The 19,100-nt window shown below is 57.5% G+C and carries 17 protein-coding genes and 3 pseudogenes; 16 read left to right on the top strand and 4 right to left on the bottom strand.

The annotated features are described in order from the left end of the window. Positions 1-2: 2 nt before the first annotated feature. The 4 genes and pseudogenes from WDZ78_RS22765 to WDZ78_RS22750 all read left to right on the top strand — a co-directional run bounded on the left by WDZ78_RS22765 (position 3) and on the right by WDZ78_RS22750 (position 3,418). Entirely contained in the window at positions 3-764 is a 762-nt protein-coding gene (locus WDZ78_RS22765; RefSeq protein ID WP_197419707.1) for an FMN-dependent NADH-azoreductase, read from the top strand. 622 nt (positions 765-1,386) lie between these two features. Continuing rightward, on the top strand, positions 1,387-2,217 hold the full coding sequence (locus tag WDZ78_RS22760; RefSeq protein ID WP_059756177.1) for an AraC family transcriptional regulator: 831 nt from the start codon (positions 1,387-1,389) through the stop codon (positions 2,215-2,217). Between the two features lie 112 nt (positions 2,218-2,329). After that, a complete protein-coding gene (locus WDZ78_RS22755; protein WP_003504075.1) occupies positions 2,330-2,974 on the top strand; it encodes a LysE family translocator in 645 nt (214 codons plus the stop codon). Positions 2,975-3,054: 80 nt separating this feature from the next. Continuing rightward, a pseudogene (locus tag WDZ78_RS22750) lies at positions 3,055-3,418 on the top strand (cupin domain-containing protein). Between the two features lie 170 nt (positions 3,419-3,588). On the opposite strand, the pseudogene WDZ78_RS22745 reads toward WDZ78_RS22750, so the two are convergent. Continuing rightward, positions 3,589-3,699: pseudogene (locus WDZ78_RS22745) on the bottom strand (IS5/IS1182 family transposase); the annotation flags it as partial. Positions 3,700-3,731: 32 nt separating this feature from the next. On the opposite strand from WDZ78_RS22745, the gene WDZ78_RS22740 reads away from it, so the two are divergent. Further along, positions 3,732-4,307 carry a GNAT family N-acetyltransferase gene (locus tag WDZ78_RS22740; RefSeq protein WP_349642984.1) on the top strand — a complete coding sequence of 192 codons (576 nt, stop codon included), beginning with the start codon at positions 3,732-3,734 and terminating at the stop codon, positions 4,305-4,307. A 329-nt stretch (positions 4,308-4,636) separates the two neighbouring features. Here the strand turns inward: WDZ78_RS22740 and WDZ78_RS22735 are convergent, their stop codons facing one another. After that, complete coding sequence (locus WDZ78_RS22735; protein WP_003504079.1) at positions 4,637-5,185, bottom strand: TetR/AcrR family transcriptional regulator; 549 nt, start codon at positions 5,183-5,185, stop codon at positions 4,637-4,639. 109 nt (positions 5,186-5,294) lie between these two features. Here WDZ78_RS22735 and WDZ78_RS22730 point away from each other — a divergent pair, with 109 nt between their 5' ends. The 5 genes from WDZ78_RS22730 (at position 5,295) to WDZ78_RS22710 (ending at position 10,118) form a co-directional block, all read left to right on the top strand. Further along, positions 5,295-6,083, top strand: a complete 789-nt coding sequence (locus WDZ78_RS22730; RefSeq protein WP_082710574.1) for an SDR family NAD(P)-dependent oxidoreductase — start codon at positions 5,295-5,297, stop codon at positions 6,081-6,083. Between the two features lie 57 nt (positions 6,084-6,140). Then, on the top strand, positions 6,141-7,232 hold the full coding sequence (locus tag WDZ78_RS22725) for an alkene reductase (protein WP_059756172.1): 1,092 nt from the start codon (positions 6,141-6,143) through the stop codon (positions 7,230-7,232). 113 nt (positions 7,233-7,345) lie between these two features. After that, positions 7,346-8,170: an oxidoreductase gene (locus tag WDZ78_RS22720; protein WP_003504083.1), complete on the top strand. Its 825-nt coding sequence runs from the start codon at positions 7,346-7,348 to the stop codon at positions 8,168-8,170. 48 nt (positions 8,171-8,218) lie between these two features. Further along, positions 8,219-9,082: an alpha/beta fold hydrolase gene (locus WDZ78_RS22715; protein WP_003504084.1), complete on the top strand. Its 864-nt coding sequence runs from the start codon at positions 8,219-8,221 to the stop codon at positions 9,080-9,082. 31 nt (positions 9,083-9,113) lie between these two features. Further along, positions 9,114-10,118 (top strand): NADP-dependent oxidoreductase, encoded by a 1,005-nt coding sequence (locus WDZ78_RS22710; protein WP_425674311.1) that lies wholly within the window; start codon positions 9,114-9,116, stop codon positions 10,116-10,118. Between the two features lie 119 nt (positions 10,119-10,237). Here the strand turns inward: WDZ78_RS22710 and WDZ78_RS22705 are convergent. After that, a pseudogene (locus WDZ78_RS22705) lies at positions 10,238-10,585 on the bottom strand (transposase); the annotation flags it as partial. A 91-nt stretch (positions 10,586-10,676) separates the two neighbouring features. On the opposite strand from WDZ78_RS22705, the gene WDZ78_RS22700 reads away from it, so the two are divergent. Further along, positions 10,677-12,230 (top strand): ISL3 family transposase, encoded by a 1,554-nt coding sequence (locus tag WDZ78_RS22700; protein WP_425674310.1) that lies wholly within the window; start codon positions 10,677-10,679, stop codon positions 12,228-12,230. A gap of 122 nt (positions 12,231-12,352) precedes the next feature. Here WDZ78_RS22700 and WDZ78_RS22695 read toward each other — a convergent pair whose 3' ends face one another. Then, on the bottom strand, positions 12,353-13,348 hold the full coding sequence (locus WDZ78_RS22695; protein WP_120356884.1) for a LacI family DNA-binding transcriptional regulator: 996 nt from the start codon (positions 13,346-13,348) through the stop codon (positions 12,353-12,355). 176 nt (positions 13,349-13,524) lie between these two features. Between WDZ78_RS22695 and WDZ78_RS22690 the strand changes: the two genes are divergently transcribed. The 5 genes from WDZ78_RS22690 to WDZ78_RS22670 all read left to right on the top strand — a co-directional run bounded on the left by WDZ78_RS22690 (position 13,525) and on the right by WDZ78_RS22670 (position 18,437). Then, positions 13,525-14,478: a sugar ABC transporter substrate-binding protein gene (locus tag WDZ78_RS22690; protein ID WP_425674309.1), complete on the top strand. Its 954-nt coding sequence runs from the start codon at positions 13,525-13,527 to the stop codon at positions 14,476-14,478. Positions 14,479-14,605: 127 nt separating this feature from the next. Next, on the top strand, positions 14,606-15,727 hold the full coding sequence (locus WDZ78_RS22685; RefSeq protein WP_425674308.1) for an ABC transporter permease: 1,122 nt from the start codon (positions 14,606-14,608) through the stop codon (positions 15,725-15,727). Then, complete coding sequence (locus WDZ78_RS22680; protein WP_059756165.1) at positions 15,727-16,515, top strand: ATP-binding cassette domain-containing protein; 789 nt, start codon at positions 15,727-15,729, stop codon at positions 16,513-16,515. The genes WDZ78_RS22685 and WDZ78_RS22680 overlap by 1 nt, the downstream gene beginning before the upstream one ends. An 84-nt stretch (positions 16,516-16,599) precedes the next feature. Continuing rightward, positions 16,600-17,394, top strand: coding sequence for a TIM barrel protein (locus WDZ78_RS22675; protein ID WP_059756162.1), 795 nt, complete (start codon positions 16,600-16,602; stop codon positions 17,392-17,394). 23 nt (positions 17,395-17,417) lie between these two features. Further along, positions 17,418-18,437, top strand: coding sequence for a Gfo/Idh/MocA family oxidoreductase (locus tag WDZ78_RS22670; protein ID WP_059756159.1), 1,020 nt, complete (start codon positions 17,418-17,420; stop codon positions 18,435-18,437). The last annotated feature ends 663 nt before the right edge of the window (positions 18,438-19,100 follow it).

Below are 19,100 nucleotides of genomic sequence, written 5' to 3'. Positions count from 1 at the left end.
TCATGGCAGCGTTATTGAAGGCGCGCGAGCCGCACGAAGTCATGATAAGCGATCTGGTCAAAGATAAGATCAGCTCTGCCGCAATAGGTCAGGAGGTGAGGACACGCGCCCGGATGCCAACAATGCTCGTAGTAGAATCCAGCCCGCGCGGCGAAGCCTCGATATCGCGAAACATGACGCGGCGTTTTGTCGACGCGTGGAAAAGAACCTGGCCAGATGGTCAGATCGTCAATCGGGATCTCATGAACACTGATCTTCGGTTCGTGACTGAGCCATGGCTGCAGGCTTACTTCACGCCGAGCGACCAGCACTCACCTGAGATGAAACAGGCTTTAAGCCTGTCCGACGAGCTGGTTCAGGAGTTGATTGCGGCGGACCATGTCGTCATCGCCACTCCTGTCTACAACTATAATATTCCCGCCGTCCTGAAGGCATGGTTCGACCACATCGTTCGCAAGGGGCTGACACTTGGGTTCGATGGCACGGGAATGCTTGAAGGCAGGAAGGCGACGGTTTTGATTGCTTCCGGTGGAGTTTATACTGAAGGATCGCCCATCCAGGACCGCGACATCGCCGCCCTGTACCTTCGGCTTATTCTCAAAGTTATCGGCATCACCGATGTAACATTCGTCGCAGGCGGTGGTGCCAAAGCCGTAGACCTGCGCGAACAGACCATGGATGGTTTTCTGGGTACCTTGCAGGACGGGATCGAACGGGCCGCCGGAATGGATGCCGGTGTGGCAGAAAATCAAGCCCGGCACTGACGCCTTACGAGCCTCAATGCCGGGACGATCTCGAAGGTTGCGCTTTGAAGCAATCAGAGCCTGTAGCCACCATTCGCTTCATCGCCTTCACGATGTTGGTGTCCTCACGGACGGCAGCATTCATGTCTGTTCGTGTCAGTCCGAGACTCCACAGCGTTCACCGATCCCACGCACCCCAAGGGGTGAATGTTCAGCGCTGATTGACAGTCCAGCAAAGAAAAAGCCCGACCGGTCACTGAAAAGTAACCGGCCGGGCAAAAAGCAGGGCCGGTTGGCTCAAAGCCCTGCTGGGAAATTGCAAGTGCGAAAAAAAACGCACTCCAGTCGCGGCGTGAATACTTATCGAAATTTCGCCAATGATCCGATGCTCCTGCTCCCTCTATCATCCCCGGCCTGCAATTGGTTGTTGTTCTCAGTCGGGGGGCTGCTGCGATTGGATTTCGCACAAGGGACAATGCGCGTCTTGAACGCTATAAACCTTCCGCGAAAAGTCCCTGCGCCGCTGCATCGCCACACTCATGCTGGATTGCTGGTCGTGTCGTCATTACCAATCGACCGGATTAAAAAACTTCGGTTACTATGAGGGACTGTGAGCGCGCGTATTTGTAGGAAGGGTTACCGAATGGTGCGAGGGAAGAAGGACGCGGGAGGTATACGGATTTGGCGTAGTCATGAGGTAGCTGGGGTCGAACTATTGCGCGCATCCGGAACGCAGCACCGCTTTCCGAAACACTTTCATGACGCGTATGCGATCCATCTTCATGAACGCGGGACGATGACCTTCCTCTGCGAAAAGCCGCACGAGGCCCTTAGGCCCGGGAATATAAATGTTCTTGCACCGGGTGTCGTTCACATGTGCTTGCCGGGCGATGAGGAGACGTTGAACTACCGTTGCCTGTTCGTATCTCCGGCGTTTCTTCAGTACGCGGTGCTTGATCCAGGGGAGACGCGCCTACCACCCCTCGAGCGTTTGCAATGCCTTGGCGATATCCAGCTATTCCAAAACCTTGGCAACGCTCATCGCTCGCTCGAAATAGATGATGGTGGGTTTGAGGGAGAGACGATGCTCACAAGTGGTCTTGCTGCCCTTGCCGCTTACTCAAGAGGGAAATGGACCGCGACGATCGACGCAGGAAACGAGCCGCGTCATGTTACGACCGTTCGTGAGTTTCTTGACGCCAACTACGACAAGCGCATTTCTCTTTCTGAACTTGCACGGCTGGTCGGTTTGAATCCGGTTTACCTCGTGCGATCCTTCCGATCTTCAATTGGATTGCCGCCGCATGCCTACCAACGACAATTGCGGCTGTCCCAGGCTCGGCAATTGCTTCGGTCAGGTATTCCGCCGGCGGAGGTGGCCGGCATTGTTGGCTTTGCGGATCAGAGTCATCTTTCGCGTTTGTTTAAGCAAACGACCGGAGTTACTCCCATTTCCTATGCGCGAGGTTTATAGCGTTCAAGACGGTTGGGCGTCCGTATGTTCTTCCTGCTTTTGCGGTTTCTTTTGAAAGACCGCTCGCGGCCTGCGTTAGGCATGCGAAAATTAAAGCAATTGGAGGACAGTTATGCCAGCGATAGAAAATCTCGGGTTGTTCGTCGGCTCCGCCTTGGCATTACTTCTGATTCCAGGTCCCGCGGTTCTGTACATTTTTGCCCGATCGCTCGAGCAGGGCCGCCTCGCAGGCTTTGTTTCGATCCTCGGGATTCATGCTGCGACGCTCGTACATGTCATTATCGCAGCGCTGGGTTTGTCGGCGGTTTTGGCATCGTCGGCTCTGGCATTTGGCGTTATCCAGTATGCGGGAGCGGCCTACTTGGTCTGGCTTGGGCTGAGGAGGATTTTGGGCCGGAGCCAGATTCCTGACGACAATATCACAATCAAGACGAATGGTTATTGGCGCCTGCTGCGGGATGGTTTTGTCGTCAATCTGCTCAACCCTAAAACTGCCCTTTTCTTCCTGGCTTTCCTACCTCAATTTGTTGATGTAAGCCTCGGCCAAGTAGCGATGCAAATCGCTTTTCTAGGCTTGGTCTATACTCTGCTTGGTATTATCACCGATGGCGGCTATGCGCTTGCCGCAGGCTTTGGGGGCGACTACCTGAGGCGCAATCGGGGCTTTCTCACAGCCGAACGCTATGTCAGTGGGGGCCTCTTGATTGGCCTTGGAATAACGGCTGCCTTTGCGGGAAATCAGGTCCATAGAACCTAGCGGAGATCGAGTAAGTGGAGTCCCGTTGATTGACCCGCAGCGAGGCTTCTGACTCAAACACGAACGAAAGGGAGATTGCAGTGCATGCATCCGATAACTTCGTTACAGCGCTCCAGAGCGTGACAGAGCATTGGTCTCCCAAGGTCATTGGCTGCGTTAATGACCAATAACTGAAGGTCGCCAAATTTCTTGGAGAGCTAGTTTGGCATAAGCGACGACGAGGACGAACTCTTCCATGTCGTCAAAGGATCTCTTCGCATCGAGTACGAAGACCGGTTTGTTCACCTGAGGCAGGGCGATTCCCATATCGTGCCGAAGGCGACCATGCACAATCCGGTGGCAGACAAGGAATGCTGGATCGTCCTAATCGAACCCGTCGGCACGAAGCACACCGGTGATGCGACCACTGACCGTACCCGCAGCATCGACGAACAGTTGCAATGACCTTCTTTGTTCTCAACCAAAAGGAAGCAAACTGAGACGCCGACGTTTTTTATAAGCAGCAAGGTCAAGCCGTCTTTTCCGAGCTTCTCGGCCGACCACGTTTCGAGCACGACGGGGGCGTTGGTGCACGGATGTGGAACTGAACGGATGGGGATCTTTGAAACGGCTGACTACGGCGTGGCTGCTTTGCGGCGGACGGCTTTCGGGCGTGCGCAAGCAAGCATGCGGTTGAGGACGGCGCAACCGATGGCGACTTCAGTGTGCTGACCAGACAGCGACCTGCCTTGTCATCAACGGCGGATGCGCGATCTCGTTGCCAAGCGGACCGGCGATCGGCCTAAATCGTGTTCTGGGGCTGGACGCTGTCTCGGACGAGGTGAGAAACTGGATCCAGACCAAGGAGCTGCCCGAGCACAGTCCCGGATGGGCAAAGCTTACCCGCAGCGCGCCTTTTAGCAACCTCGATGCGCCGGTCAGTGAGCGCACCCGAAAAGTTCAAGGCGACGAAGCCCTGCTCTTCGGATCGATGATGTGCAAGGGTTTCAACTTCCCGCCAAGCTTGACCGCCCTCTGGTCCGCCATTGTGGGTAAAGAGGGCTGGTCGTGTTTTTTCGCTCTTGATGATGAAACGCCTATCGGCACCGGCGCCATGTACGTCTCGGGTTCATATGCGTGGCTCGGTGGCGGTACCACAGCCCCCGAGTTTCGGAATCGGGGCGTTCAAAAGGCGCTCATCCAGGCTCGCACCGACTACGGTATCGAACAGGGCGTTTTGACGTTCGTCGTCGAAACAGAAGTACCCTCGGCTGGCAAGCTCAATATCTCCTATGACAACCTCAGAAAAATAGGCTTCCAGCACGCGTACAACCGGAAGAACTTCAAGCTTTAGCACATCTGGCGATCTTCTTTCAGGCCAGCGGGTGATTTTCTGGATCGTCACACAAAAGCCTGTTCCTCAACGGTTTGAGGGCAACTACACCGCGTCCTGATCATCGCAGGTGATGATGCCTGGAGGTCTTCCCCGACGACATAGTGAACCGCCATCTCTCTTATGTTGCGCCTCAAGCCTCTATGCAGCACTCCGCTGGCCTCCCGCTTAGGGCGTAAGAGCGGAATAGTTACCGCTTCGCGCCCCCATGTCGGTCGTCACGTCAAATTCGATCGTTTCCTCGAAGCAGACGTAGATCAGGCACTTGAAATGCGCACTCTCTGATGCTCCTAGCCGACATTTGCGTCGATCCAAGCGCGCGTCTGCTCAAGAACCTCGTCAGACAAGTCAGGATCGTCAACTGCCCTAGCGAGGATGACGGCTCCGATCATGGCCGCCCAGCTCCCGATCGCCGCGCGGCGGGCACCGGCCGAACCCCCGTCCGGAAGCGCCTGCTCAATACGTGCGACTTGGGAGCGCAGTCCCTCGGCCATAACGGCTTTCGCCGCGGGCGTCTGGTGACGAATGGCAGCCGCCAGGCCTGCCGTCGGGCATCCATTACCGGGATTATCCCGGTGACGCGGCGCCAGATAGGAGCGGACGAAATCGCTGAACCCGCCACCTTCAAAACTGTCTGCGCCGAGGGCGTGCGCAAGGGTCTGCGCCACCAGATCGTCTTTTGAGGTGAAGTGGCCGTAAAAGCCACCATGGGTCATGCCGGCTGCTTTCATGACCTCCGCGACGCTTACAGCCTCGAACCCCTTGTCCTTAAACAACCGGCTGGCGACATCCAGAATTCGGCGTCGGTTTTCCGCCATCTGTTCTCGGCTGACCTTCATTTCAAAATTCTCCACGACGGCTGTTGACATTTACATGATGGTCATCATATTTAACTCAATTATGATGATTGTCATGAATATAAGGTCAGTTAGAGAAAAGAGCAATCCAATGAGCCAAATTCCTACAGTCCTGATCACCGGCGCCTCCACGGGCATTGGCGCAACCTATGCCGAACGCTTTGCACGCCGCGGACACGATCTGGTGCTGGTCGCCCGAGACGTGGTGCGTATGGAGACGCTTGCGAGCCGTCTGCGCCAGGAAACCGGTGTGACGGTCGTTACCCTCCAGGCGGATCTCACCCAGGCGACGGATCTCGCCAAGGTCGAGACCAGGCTGCGTGACGATGCGCGCATCGGCATTCTCGTCAACAATGCCGGAACGGCGATCGGCGGGACCTTCATCGATCAGAGCATCGATGACATGACCAAGCTCGTTGCGCTCAACGCGACCGCACTTGTCCGGCTTGCCAGGGCCATCGCTCCGCGTCTTGCCGAGGCCGGTGAGGGTGCGATCGTCAATATCGGTTCGGTCGTTGGCCTTGCACCGGAATTCGGCATGACGGTCTACGGCGCGACCAAGGCTTTCGTTCTTTTCCTGTCACAGGGACTTGCGCAAGAACTTGGGCCGAAGGGTGTCTACATCCAGGCCGTTCTTCCTGCCACGACCCGGACCGAAATATGGGACCATGTCGGCGCTGACGTCAGCAAAATGAACAACGTGATGGAAGTGGGCGATCTGGTCGATGCGGCCTTGGTCGGGTTCGACCGCCGTGAGCCGGTTACTATCCCGCCGCTTCCTGACGCCGGCCAGTGGGACGCATTCGACCTCGCCCGCAAGACCATGATGGCCAACTTCGGTAATGCACTGCCTGGCGAACGTTACCGTAACCTTGCCTAAAGTGCGTGCGCCCATCCCGATAGATGGCCGTTTCTGCGGCAACAATATAGGTAAATCATGATCGACAAGACACTTTTCGAACCCTACGCTCTCGGCGGCATCACCCTTGCAAACCGTGTCGTTATGGCGCCTCTCACGCGCAATCGCGCCGCAGCGGGCCTCGTGCCGAGCGATCTCGCCACGGAATATTATGCCCAGCGCGCAAGCGCCGGACTGATTATCACCGAAGCGACGCAGGTTTCCAGGCAGGCCCAAGGCTACCAGGATACGCCCGGCCTCTACACGCCTGAGCAGATTGAGGGTTGGCGCAAGGTTACCGACGCGGTTCATGCCAAGGGCGGACGGATCTTCGTTCAGCTCTGGCATGTCGGTCGCGTCAGCCATGTTGATCTTCTTGGCGGTGACGCACCGGCCGCACCCTCGGCGATCCGTGCCGGGACCAAAACGTTCGTGAACAACGGTTTCGCCGACGTATCGGAGCCGCGTGCCCTTGAGCTTGATGAGCTTCCCGGCATCGTCAGCGATTTCCGCAAGGCCGCAGCCAATGCCATCGAGGCGGGCTTCGATGGCGTCGAGGTTCACGGGGCCAATGGCTATCTGCTGGAGCAGTTCGCAAAGGACGGCGCCAATGTCCGCACCGATGCCTATGGCGGTTCCGTCGAAAACCGCGCGCGCCTGATGCTCGAAGTCACCGCTGCGGTGGCGCAGGAAATCGGCGCTGAGCGCACCGGCATCCGGATTTCGCCAGTCTCACCCGCCAACGGTATCTCCTCCAGCGATCCCCAGACGCAATACAACTATATCGTTGATCAGCTCGATGCGCTCGGCATCGCCTACATTCATGTCGTTGAAGGTGCCACCGGTGGGCCGCGCGACGTCGCACCCTTCGATTACGGATCGCTGCGCGGCCGCTTCAGCAAGACTTATATCGCCAACAATGGCTATGATCTCGACCTTGCGACTTCGCATCTGGCCGATGACAAGGCGGATCTCATCGCCTTCGGTCGTCCCTTCATTGCCAATCCGGATCTCGTGGAGCGACTGCAAAGCGGCGCGCCGCTGGCTGAGATCAATCCGACGACGATCTACGGCGGAGGTGCTGCGGGTTATACCGACTATCCGCGCTTTACCGACACTTCGGGCATTTGAGCGATCAGGGGCCTCATTTCGGTGCGGCCCCTGTGATGCCGATCATCATTACCAATCCCTGACAATCAAAAGCAGCGCGGCCGGATGTCGCGCGCCAGATCGAGAAGAACGCTATGGCGGCCGTTGCATCGAAAGAACAGAAGACTGCATTCGTGACCGGCGCCTCCAGCGGTATCGGCAAGGCGGCGGCATTGGCGCTTAGCCGCGCGGGCTACCGGGTGATCGGCACAAGCCGCAAGGCGGCACCCGGCGAGATCCGCGATGGCATCAGAATGATCGCTTGCGACGTGACCTCGGTCGCTTCCGTTGCCGCCGCCGTGGCTCTGGCACATGTGGAACTCGGCCGCATCGACCTACTCGTCAACAATGCCGGCTACGCCGTATCCGGGGCCGCGGAGGAAAGTTCGATCGAGCAGGTTCGCGCGCTGTTCGACACCAACTTTCTGGGCGTCGTGCGGGTGACGAACGCAGTCCTTCCGATCATGCGTCAGCAGGGTGCTGGACGGATTCTGAACATCGGTTCGGTCGTTGGGCTTATTCCTGGCCCCTTCGGCGCGTATTACACGGCAAGCAAACACGCAATCGAGGGCTATTCCGAATCCCTGGACCATGAGGCGCGACCGTTCGGTATCCGGGTCGCCGTCATCGAGCCATGGGCGACGAAGACCTCCATCGAAGCCAACTCACCGCAGGGCGACCACCCGGTTGCCGCCTATCGCGAGGTATTCGCCCGCTACCAGGCCGCGTTCAATGCAGCGATGGCGGCTGGCGACACGGCGGAGGATGTCGCAGCGACCATCCTTGCGGCAGCGCAGGCCCGGAAGCCGCGGCTGCGCTACCCCTCTGGCAAGGCTGCCCGACAGACCTCGTTTGCCCGGCGTTTCCTGCCGCGTGCGCTGTTCGATCGCATCCTGCGCAAGCAGTTCAACATCGCCTGAGATTATCCATTCACGTACCGGCCCGCGTGCGGGCAAGGCAGAGCCATCATGACCTACGCATCGATCAAGACTGCATCGACATATCGCTACCGCGACGCTCCCAACCGCTTCATCATGGCAGGCAACATCCGCTTTGCCTATCGCGAGCTTGGCCCGCGCGGCGGCGTTCCGCTGGTTCTTCTCAATCACTGGGGCGCCGTGCTGGATAATTTCGACCCGCGCATTGTCGATGGGCTTGCTGTCTCTCACCATATCATTGCGCTGGACTATCAGGGGATCGGCCTTTCCAGCGGAACGGCGCCAGTCACGATCGATGAAATGGCCCGCGATGTCATCGCCGTCATCAGTGAGCTGGGCTTCACCACGGTTGACCTCATGGGCTTCTCACTTGGCGGCTTCGTCGCCCAGGATATTGTGCTGAAAACGCCCGACCTGGTGCGCAAGCTGATCCTCACCGGCACGGGACCTGCCGGCGGAACGGGTATTGCAAGGGTCGGAGCCGTCTCCTGGCCTTTGATCATCAAGGGCATGCTGACCTTGCAGGACCCCAAGACCTACCTGTTCTTCACGTCGTCAACCAATGGCCGCCGGGCAGCGAAGGACTTTCTGGCACGCCTCAAAGAGCGCCAGATCGATCGCGACGAGGAGCCGACACCACGCGCATTCCTGCGCCAGCTTAGCGCCATCAAGACCTGGGGCCGTCAGACACCGCAGGATCTGGGACGCATCCACATTCCCGTTCTTGTGGCCAACGGGGACAATGACATCATGGTGCCAACATCCAACAGCCGCGATATGGCGCGGCGCATCCCCAACGCCAAACTCGTGATATACGAGGATGCCAGCCACGGCGGGATCTTCCAATACCATGCCCAGTTCGTGCCGAAAGCCCTGGCTTTCCTGGCTGCCTGACCGAACACTCGTTTCACACTGGAGAAAGCCCGTGAAAGCCTTCGTTGTCGATAAATACAAGAAGAAGGGCGCGCTACGTCTGGCCGACATGCCCGAATCTCAGATCGGTGCCAATGATGTGCTGGTTCGCATCGAGGCCACCGCGATCAACCTTCTGGATTCCAAGGTGCGCGATGGCGAGTTCAAGCTCTTCCTGCCCTATCGACCGCCCTTCATTCTCGGTCATGATCTGGCCGGCACGGTCCTCCGTGTCGGTGCCAACGTCCGGCAGTTCAAGTCGGGCGACGAGGTCTACGCCCGTCCGCGCGATCTCAGGGCAGGCACCTTTGCAGAGTTGATTGCGGTCGATGCCGCAGACCTCGCGCTGAAACCGACAAGCCTCTCCATGGAGGAGGCCGCCTCGATCCCGCTGGTCGGACTGACCGCCTGGCAGGCGCTGGTCGAAGTGGGCAAGGTCAAGCCAGGCCAGAAGGTCTTCCTTCAGGCCGGTTCCGGCGGTGTCGGCACGTTTGCCATCCAGCTTGCAAAACATCTTGGCGCCACCGTGGCAACCACCACCAGTGCCGCCAATGCCGAGCTTGTCAAAAGCCTCGGTGCGGATGTGATCATCGACTACAAGACGCAGGATTTCGAGCAGTTGCTGTCCGGTTACGATCTGGTGCTGAACAGCCAGGATGCCAAGACGCTGGAAAAGTCGGTGAATGTGCTGAAGCCCGGCGGGAAGCTGATTTCGATCTCTGGACCCCCGGACGTTCCCTTCGCCAAATCCCTGAAACTGAACCTGTTCTTGCGCTTAGTTGTGCGAATGTTGAGCCGAGGCATTCTGAAAAAGGCAAAGAGCCGCAGCGTCGACTACTCCTTCCTGTTCATGCGCGCGCAAGGGCAGCAATTGAGCGATATCGCCAAGCTGATCGACGCCGGCGCCATCCGTCCGGTCGTCGACAAGGTGTTCCCTTTTGCGCAGACGGCTGACGCCTTGGCTTATGTCGAAACCGGGCGTGCCAAGGGGAAGGTTGTTGTTGCCGTTGCACAATGACCGTCTCGCAAGCAGGCAGGTCGTTCTTTTCGAAGGATGATGTCCGCTTCGATGGCTCATGGTGTTGGTTTCCACGCGGAACTGAGCCGGTGGGGGGGCGGATAAAAAGTTGGACTGTTTTAAATACTCAGGCCGAGGCTCTTACGATATTCGACCGGGCTAAGTGATCCCAGTGATATTTTGATGCGCGTTTCATTGTACCATCGGATGTAGGCGTCCACCTCTGCCACGAACTGCTCGATCGTGATGACCTTCCAGTCTCGTGGATAGAAGAGCTCGGTTTTCAACCGACCGAAGAACCCTTCGCACGCGGCGTTGTCTTGCGAGCAACCCTTTCGAGACATCGAGCGAACCAGTCTTGCTTCGCTGATACGGGTTAACCAGCCGGGCCATCGATAATGGGCTCCGCGATCAGAATGGATGATTGGCCGTTCCTCGTCGTTGGCGACGGTTCCGATGGCTGCATCCTGTCAATCGGCATGGAATGTTGGCTCTGACTCAGTTTTGATGCAGTTGTAACGATGCTGCTTTGCTGGTTTCCACAAAGGAATCAGCCTGATGAGCACCAAGTTTCGCCCCTCTGATTTGGTACCGGCTGGTTTCATCGCCGAACGCATCACCCACATTGACGATGAGACCTGCATCTTGCTTTCCCGAGCCGGCGCTACCGCGTCATGTCCGGCATGCGGACGAATCTCGCGGACGGTTCGAAGCCGTTATTGCCGCCAGGTCGCGGACCTCCCTCTGTCGGGAAGGCGTGTCCGACTTCTCGTCCGCACACGTAGGTTCACCTGTGACGCGGTGCTCTGCGGCAGGCAAATATTCTCCGAGCGGTTCGGCGATGTGCTCCCTCCCTACGCCAGACGAACCGGGCGTCTCGAGCATCTCGTCCACCATTTAGCGCTTGCACTTGGAGGACGCCCGGCGGCGCGTTTTGCCCAGCGGTTGATGCTTCCCGTCAGTAACGACACCTTGCTACGAGTTATCCGCAGGCAAGGGTTACCGCCGTCGATCCCGCCGTCGGTGATCGGCATCGATGACTGGGCCTGGCGGCGCAATCATCGCTATGGCACGATCGTGTGTGACCTGGAGCGTCGGCGGCCGATCCGTCTGCTACCGGACCGTGAGCCAGCGACGGCAGAGGCCTGGTTGCGGGGAAATCCCCAAATCCAGATTATAGCGCGTGACCGCGGCGGCGCTTACGGGCTGGCGGCAGCAAAGGCGTTGCCCGATGCAGTGCAGGTCGCTGATCGATGGCATCTGATGGAGAATGCCAGCCGTGCATTCCTGGACACCGTTCGCAAATCTATGCGGCAAATCCGCAAGACGCTCGGTGCAACGCGCATCAATCCCAAGCTGCTGACCGCGGCCGAACGCCTTCAATACCAGGGCTATCTCCGGCGAGAACAGACCAACACGGTCATCATGGCGTTCGCAAAGGACGGTGCGACGATAAAGGAAATTGTGCGCCGTACCGGTCATAGCCGCGGCTTGGTCCGCCAAGTGCTCAGGGGACAACGCAACGACGTCTTTCGGTCAAGAGAGAGCTCGTTGGAGACCTATCTCGAATGGCTCGATGCTCAATGGACTGCTGGCAAGCGGAATGCTACTGAGCTGTGGCGGCGGTTGAGAACACGGGGCTTTCGTGGTTCGCGCCGGGTCGTAAGTGAATGGGCAACACGACGGAAGCGGGCCGACAAGGCGGATGCGGAAACGTTGAACCGCATTCCCTCTGCCCGAACGATTGCCCGCCTTTTGACAACCAGCAGAGACAATCTGACGAAATCCGAGACCGTCACCATCGCTGCAATAGAAGGCGGTGTTCCCTTGCTGGTTAAAGCTCGCGACATCATCGCCGACTTCCATCGCATGATCCGGCGCAAGGCGGAAAACGAGCTCGCGCCGTGGATAGACCGCGCTCGCGAAAGTCTGGTTGCCTCCTTTGGCAATGGCGTTGCGAAAGACATAGAGGCAGTCCGAGCAGCGATCATCTCACCGTGGTCCAATGGACAAACCGAGGGGCAGATCACCAAGCTCAAGCTGGTGAAGCGCCAGATGTACGGTCGCGGAAAGCTTGATCTGCTTCAAGCTCGCCTGATCGGCGCGACATGAGCGAATTGCACCAAATCTGCGTCAGAGCCAATATTCCACGCCGAAACACACCTTGCTCGCAAAGCGCTCAGGGCCACCAGGGTCGCGACGATCGAGTTTTTTAGCCGGCGAAGTCGCAGCGTTTATGTCGAGCTTCGAACGACAAGCTTTCCCCGGAGAGTTACGGTCTTCAAATCCGAGCGCTTCTTGATCATGCTCAAAATCGCATCAACCATTTCATCGCGCGGTTGCTCGTAGGTGGTAATGCCGTATCCGAATGAGCCCGATAATTCGTAATTGTCGAAGCCCACTATCGCGATATCTCCTGGTACCTCAAGGTGAAAGTTTCCCCTGATCTCATCCAACGCGCCCATCGCCAGAATGTCATTTTCGCACATCAGAACATCCACGCGCTCTAGCGGCGACGTCTCGCTTAAGTACTTCCTAACCGAGGTGGCGCCGGCGTCCAGGCTATATTTTTCGGCACTCATGTGGACGATGTTTTGCACGCCTCTTTCCTTCCAAAACTCCGTGAAGTAGTGGCCTCTCTTTAAAGCGGTGGACAAAGCGGCAGCACCGCTCATGAAGCCCGGGCGTTTGTATCCCTGTTCGTGAAGGTGAGCGACAATCTCCCTGAGAGCGTGTTCCGCGTCGCAAACAACTGCTGGAACGCCGTCGATCTGACTGTCGCGTGCAAGCACGAACATGGGAGGCATGCCGTGGCCGTGCTGCAGATCCGCAAGTGTCTCGTCTCTGAACGCGGTTCCAAATAGAACTATGGCGTCGACCTGGCGCTGGTCGGCGTGGAGGAGGGCGTTAACATGGTCAAAATGATTATTGATGTTGATCAGCATCACCACCAGACCCGCGGCTTGCAGCTTCTCGGTCAGAGCTTCAAGAAATGGAAGTTTTTGGGGATTTGAGAAGTCGTCGACAAAAACCGCCACCTGTCCCGTTGAGCTTGTGGCAAGGCTTCGTGCAAGCAGGTTTGGCGTGTAGTTCAAAGCTGCAGCAGTCTCAAGAACCTTCCGCTTGCTTTCCTCGGTGATTGAAGCCCCGGGCGTAAAAGCTCTGATGACAGTCCACTTGGAGACGCCAGCAGCCTCCGCTACCTGTTTTGCCGTTGATCTCTTGCGCATGACTTCTCCTGCAAATGGAATATTCATTCCAATCTGAGATTCCAGTGAAATGAACGCTTGCTTTTATCGCATTCTGACATAACATGCACCCGCTTGCACCCGGTAGCAAACCAATTTGCACCCGGTAGCATTCGAATTGGTCGCCCAGAGGAGTGGGCGACATCGAGGAGGAAAAAATGAAATCCATTTGGAAGAAGTTCGCTTCTGCGGTTTTTGCTGTGTCACTGGCTGGCGCGTGGTCGGTTGGCGTCAAAGCCGACGAACAGCCCAGCATCATTGCTGTCACTCATGGACAAGCGTCTGACCCCTTCTGGTCGATCGTGAAAAACGGAATGATGCAGGCCGGCAAGGACATCAATGCCAAGGTCGACTATCGGGCGCCGGAGACCTTCGACATGGTCGCCATGGCACAGCTCATTGAAGCAGCGGTCAATCAGAACCCGGCGGGTATCGTGATTTCCAATCCCGATCCGGATGCGCTGGGCCCGGCGATTGCTAAGGCCATCGCGGCCGGTATCCCCGTCATTTCCATGAACTCCGGCATTGCAGCAACTGAAAAGCTTGGCATCAAGCTCCATGTTGGCCAGGACGAACTGACGGCAGGTGTCAAGGTCGGCGAAAAACTCAAGTCGCTCGGCATGAAGCACGTGCTTTGCGTAAACCAGGAGGTCGGAAATGCCGCCCTTGACCAGCGCTGCGCGGGTACCGAGAAGGGTTTCGAAGGTGGAAAGGTTACGATCCTGCCGACGACCGCCGACCCGGCGGAAATTGAATCAAAGATTCAGGCTGCCTTGACCTCTGATCCTTCCGTCGATGTCATACTTGGCCTATCGGCACCCCTCGTTGGTGAGCGGGCTGTCGTTGTTGTCGATAAGATGGGCAACGGCGAAAAGGTCAAGGTCGCTTCTTTTGATCTTTCGGCCAATTTCCTGAAGGCTGTTTCGGAAGGCAAGGCACTTTTTGCCGTGGATCAGCAACCCTATCTCCAAGGTTATCTGCCAGTCACTTTCCTTGCACTGAATGCAAGATATGGCACGATTCCTGCTGGAAACGTCGCCTCGGGTCCGAGCTTCGTCGAGAAGGATACCGCAGCTTCGGTGATTGAGAAATCCTCCCAGGGTATCCGCTGAGCGGTACCCATCCAGCAGCTTCCGCACCTCCAGCGGGGGCTGCCCTCATCGCCAGACATCCGATCCGCAGGACGCGTGAACGGCAGCCGATGGCGCACGTAAAACAACTTACATCTGAGGTACGACCATGACGCTGGCAAACGAACAGAACGGGTCGCCGACTCGATCCGACGAGCGCCTGAAAAAGGTTTCGACTCTGACCGCGCTCGCGCGACGTCCGGAACTCGGCGCAGTCGCAGGACTGGTGCTCGTCACAATATTTTTCATACTGACCGCCAACCCCGCCATGTTCACACTTGCAGGCGTTGTAAACTTCATGGCGCCAGCTGCTCAGCTGGGGATTCTTGCGGTTGGCGCGGCACTCTTGATGATCGGCGGCGAGTTCGATCTGTCGATCGGCTCGATGGTCGCGTTCGCGGGGCTGGTTTTCGGCACGGCCCTCGTCGTCCTTAATCTTCCGCTCAGCGTCGCGATCTTGATCGCGCTTGCTTTCGCCGTGGTCATCGGTGTCACCAATGCCCAACTCACCATGCGCACCGGGCTTCCATCGTTCATAGTAACGCTCGCGTTTCTCTTTATTCTTCGCGGCCTTACACTCGTCGGGCTGAAATGGGCGAGCGGTGGTTCAACCCAGCTTCGTGGGATGAGGGAAGCTGTGGCGGACAGTCCCCTTGCGCCGCTGTTTTCGGGTGATGCATTCCCGGGCCTGTTTACATGGCTCGGAAATGCCGGGATTATTGAGACCTTCCCGAACGGAACGCCGAAAGTTCCCGGTATCCCCGTAGAAATCCTCTGGTTTGTGCTGATTGCACTCGTCGCGACCTGGGTTCTGCTTCGCACGAGGTTTGGAAACTGGATCTTTGCATCCGGAGGCGACCCGAAGGCAGCGCGCAAGTCGGGTGTTCCTGTCGCGCGCGTAAAGACCACCCTTTTTATCATCACCGCCATGTGCGCCACGCTTGTCGCGATTCTTACCGTGCTCGATGCGGGTTCAACGGACGCCCGACGGGGATTTCAGAAGGAATTCGAAGCCATCATCGCGGCCGTCATCGGCGGATGTCTCCTGACTGGCGGATATGGTTCGGCAATCGGTGCGTTCTTCGGATCGATCGTCTTCGGCATGGTTTTGATCGGCCTCACCTATACGTCAATCGACCAGGATTGGTACCTCGTCTTCCTCGGAGGCATGCTGCTGACTGCCGTTATTTTCAACAACATCATTCGCAAGCGTGTGACGGGAGAACGCTGATGAGCACGACCCAGACACCACTCGTCGAGGTCAAGAACCTCGTAAAGCACTTCGGCTCGATTATCGCACTCAACGGCGTTTCGCTGAGTGTTCACGCAGGAGAGGTTCTGTGCCTCCTCGGAGATAACGGAGCCGGAAAATCAACTCTGATTAATACTCTTGCCGGCGTTCACAGACCGACATCCGGCGACTTCCTCGTCGAGGGGAAACAACATCTCTTTACGGGGCCAAGAGACGCGCTCGATGCCGGGATTGCTACCGTCTACCAGGATCTGGCGATGATCCCGCTGATGTCTGTCACTAGAAACTTCTTCATGGGTCGCGAGCCGTTGAAGGGCTTCGGTCCGTTCAAATACATGGACATGGAATTCGCGGATCGCGTGACCAGCGAAGAAATGAAGAGAATCGGCATCGATGTTCGTGAACCCGGGCAGGCCGTCGGCACGCTCTCCGGTGGCGAACGTCAATGCGTGGCGATCGCACGCGCCGTGTATTTCGGGGCGAAAGTCCTCATTCTCGATGAACCGACATCTGCACTCGGTGTTGCGCAAACCTCGATGGTCCTGAAGTACATCGATCAGGTTCGTCGCAAAGGTCTGGGCGTGATTTTCATTACCCACAACGTCCGACACGCTTTTGCCGTCGGCAACCGTTTTACAGCTCTGAACAGGGGAAAGACGCTTGGCACATTTGCCAAACATGAAATCAGCCTCGATGGCCTGCAGAACCTGATGGCCGGCGGCAAAGAGCTCCAGTCGATCTCCGCGGAGCTGGGCGGCACCATCTGAAGACACTTGGAAACATGAATTTTGGCCCGGCGCGTTCGCCGGGCCTTGGGACAGTCATATCCAAAATCCAGGGAACCACCCCAAATGAGCAGTACGAATAACACCCCGTTTCCGTTAGCCGCCTGCGCGGAGATGCTGTGGCGGGACAAGCCTATCGAATGGCGCGCTTCCCGATTGAAGGAGCAGGGATTTGGCGTGGGCCTCTGGAATTGGCCAGAGCACGACATCGCCAAGCTCGAAGCCACAGGTGCGACCTTCACAATTATGAACGGTTACCTGACCGGGCGCCTTACGGATGAAGAAGGTGCAGCCGAACTTTTGAGAACCGCGCGCGAAACAGCTCAGATCGGTAAACGTCTTGGCGTGCAGCGCCTCAACCTTCACGGCACTGGCCTCGGGGATCGTGGACTACCGATTCAGCCTGTCGAGGTCGTCACGGGAGCCATGTGGCTGAAGGCTCAGGATACGCTACGCCGAGTCGTCGACCTCGCGGAAGAAGAAAACGTGGTTTTCACGCTGGAAAACCTCAATCTTCCCGTCGATCACCCCGGCGTTCCGTTCGGGCGCGCCGAAGACACGTTGGCACTCGTATCGAGCATCGACCATCCGCGCCTGCGTTTGAACCTGGACCTCTACCACGCGCAGATCGGTGAGGGGAACCTGATCGAACTTTGCCGCAGGAGCCTGCCGTGGATCGGTGAGATTCAGGTGGCCGATGTACCCGGGCGATTTGAGCCGGGTACCGGCGAAGTGAACTGGAAGGGGATCGCAAGAGCCCTGAGCCACATGGGCTACTCCGGCCCGATCGGGATGGAAGCATGGGCATCCGGAGATGCTGACGCCGCGCTTGCTGCCTTCCGCGAAGCCTTCACTCTCTGATTTCAAAAACAGGACTAAAAATCATGACCAAGGTCAAAACAGTCAACGTCGGACTTATCGGGGCAGGGCGCATCGGTTCGTTTCATGGTGAGAGTGTCGCAAAAAGGCTCGTGGACGCGGAGCTGATAGCCGTCGCCGACCCCGCCCCCGGAGCCGCTGCAAAGCTTGCGGAGAGGCTGGGCGCCGACGCTTCTTACACCGACGTTGCAGAAGTGCTTTCTCACCCCGGTCTGGATGCGGTCATCATTGCGACACCCGCACGCTTTCACACCAATATCCTCGTGCAGGCTGCGGAGGCCGGCAAGGCGATATTCTGCGAGAAGCCAATGGCGCTCACGCTTGAAGATGCGGACCGCGGCATTGCAGCCGCAAAGGCCGCAGGCGTTCCGCTGCAGGTCGGTTTTAATCGTCGCTGGGACCAGGCATTTGCCGAAGGCCGCGAAGCGATCGATGCCGGAAAGGTCGGCGCAGTTCAACTCATCCGGTCGCTAACGCGTGATCCTGGTCCGTTCGGCGGCGACCCAGGCAGGATTCCTTTGTGGACCATCTTTTATGAAACGTTGATCCACGACTTCGACACCCTGCTTTGGTTGAACGCCGGCGCAAAGCCTGTAGAAGTGTTCGCAATGGCAGATGCGCTGGTTCGCTCGGACGCACGCAATACAGGCTTCCTCGATACCGCCGTCGTCAATATTCGTTTTGACAACGGCTCGATCGCGGTTGCGGAAGCAAACTTCTCTGCAATGTACGGCTACGATATTCGCGGCGAAGTATTCGGCTCCGGCGGAATGGTTGCGATGGGCGACGTACGACGTTCTAGCATGACGCTGTTCGACGCTACTGGCGTATCCAACGACACATGGCGGCGCGATACGGACCACTTCGTTCAGGCCTATACGGCGCAGCTTGCTTCCTTTGTCGATGCGGTTCGTAGCGGCGTTGTTCAGAATGCACCAACAGGAGCTGATGCTCGCAACGCTCTGGCGATTGCACTTGCTGCGATTGAATCCGTGTCGAAAAAACAGCCGGTTCCTGTGATTTGAAGGCATAGATGGCAGGGGCCGATATTGCTCCTGCCATCACATAGGTATTGGAAAAATCAGCCACTCAGAAACGCATCGGCGGGGCGAAAGACAATCGTCATGGCAACGAAATCAACAGTTCAGAAGCCCAAAACAGTATTTGATTTGAGAAACATGCTTGAGGTCAAAAGCTTGAGGCTATCGAGCCATCAAGAGAGAGTAGCGCGAACTGCTGTCGCTTGCCCGGAAGTCGTCGCCTTCGGGACAGCAAATTCCCTTGCTGTTTGTTGTTCCGTCACCCAATCGACGGTGGTTCGGTTGGCGATCTCTCTTGGGTTTGAGAGTTACCGCGAATTCAGACGCGTTTTCCGGCAGCACGTGAAACTCAACGCAACCTACAGATAGGATATCGATTCCTGAGTCTCGCAGTACACCTACCGTGAGGGAAAGCTGCTATTGCCGAGTTTGTTGGCTCGTGTCTCGCCGCTCGGATATTCGGAAACTTCACGGCTTGTCTCGGACACATTTGCTTACCTTCAGCTCCGAGTGCGGAGAGTCGATAACTGTGCGACTGAAGGGCAAGACACTGACCAGCCCCGAAACGTCGAGGCGATCGGCCCGAAGGGCCCGGTTTACCGCTTTGGTGGTCACGCGCTTGCATAAAAAGTGTCCGACGCAACCCGC

Origin of the sequence: Agrobacterium sp. M50-1, from assembly GCF_049843495.1 — a bacterium.
GTDB classification, from domain to species: domain Bacteria; phylum Pseudomonadota; class Alphaproteobacteria; order Rhizobiales; family Rhizobiaceae; genus Agrobacterium; species Agrobacterium radiobacter.
Note: the sequence above shows the minus strand (reverse complement) of the source record. Positions and strands in the feature narration are given on the sequence as shown.

Coding starts and splice junctions, on each gene's coding strand:
- WDZ78_RS22735 (WP_003504079.1), bottom strand. CDS start 5,185: ATGAAGGTCAGCCGAGAACAGATGGCGGAAAACCGACGCCGAATTCTG.
- WDZ78_RS22730 (WP_082710574.1), top strand. CDS start 5,295: ATGAGCCAAATTCCTACAGTCCTGATCACCGGCGCCTCCACGGGCATT.
- WDZ78_RS22675 (WP_059756162.1), top strand. CDS start 16,600: ATGAGCAGTACGAATAACACCCCGTTTCCGTTAGCCGCCTGCGCGGAG.
- WDZ78_RS22725 (WP_059756172.1), top strand. CDS start 6,141: ATGATCGACAAGACACTTTTCGAACCCTACGCTCTCGGCGGCATCACC.
- WDZ78_RS22765 (WP_197419707.1), top strand. CDS start 3: ATGGCAGCGTTATTGAAGGCGCGCGAGCCGCACGAAGTCATGATAAGC.
- WDZ78_RS22680 (WP_059756165.1), top strand. CDS start 15,727: ATGAGCACGACCCAGACACCACTCGTCGAGGTCAAGAACCTCGTAAAG.
- WDZ78_RS22685 (WP_425674308.1), top strand. CDS start 14,606: ATGACGCTGGCAAACGAACAGAACGGGTCGCCGACTCGATCCGACGAG.
- WDZ78_RS22755 (WP_003504075.1), top strand. CDS start 2,330: ATGCCAGCGATAGAAAATCTCGGGTTGTTCGTCGGCTCCGCCTTGGCA.
- WDZ78_RS22670 (WP_059756159.1), top strand. CDS start 17,418: ATGACCAAGGTCAAAACAGTCAACGTCGGACTTATCGGGGCAGGGCGC.
- WDZ78_RS22700 (WP_425674310.1), top strand. CDS start 10,677: ATGAGCACCAAGTTTCGCCCCTCTGATTTGGTACCGGCTGGTTTCATC.
- WDZ78_RS22720 (WP_003504083.1), top strand. CDS start 7,346: ATGGCGGCCGTTGCATCGAAAGAACAGAAGACTGCATTCGTGACCGGC.
- WDZ78_RS22695 (WP_120356884.1), bottom strand. CDS start 13,348: ATGCGCAAGAGATCAACGGCAAAACAGGTAGCGGAGGCTGCTGGCGTC.
- WDZ78_RS22715 (WP_003504084.1), top strand. CDS start 8,219: ATGACCTACGCATCGATCAAGACTGCATCGACATATCGCTACCGCGAC.
- WDZ78_RS22690 (WP_425674309.1), top strand. CDS start 13,525: ATGAAATCCATTTGGAAGAAGTTCGCTTCTGCGGTTTTTGCTGTGTCA.
- WDZ78_RS22760 (WP_059756177.1), top strand. CDS start 1,387: ATGGTGCGAGGGAAGAAGGACGCGGGAGGTATACGGATTTGGCGTAGT.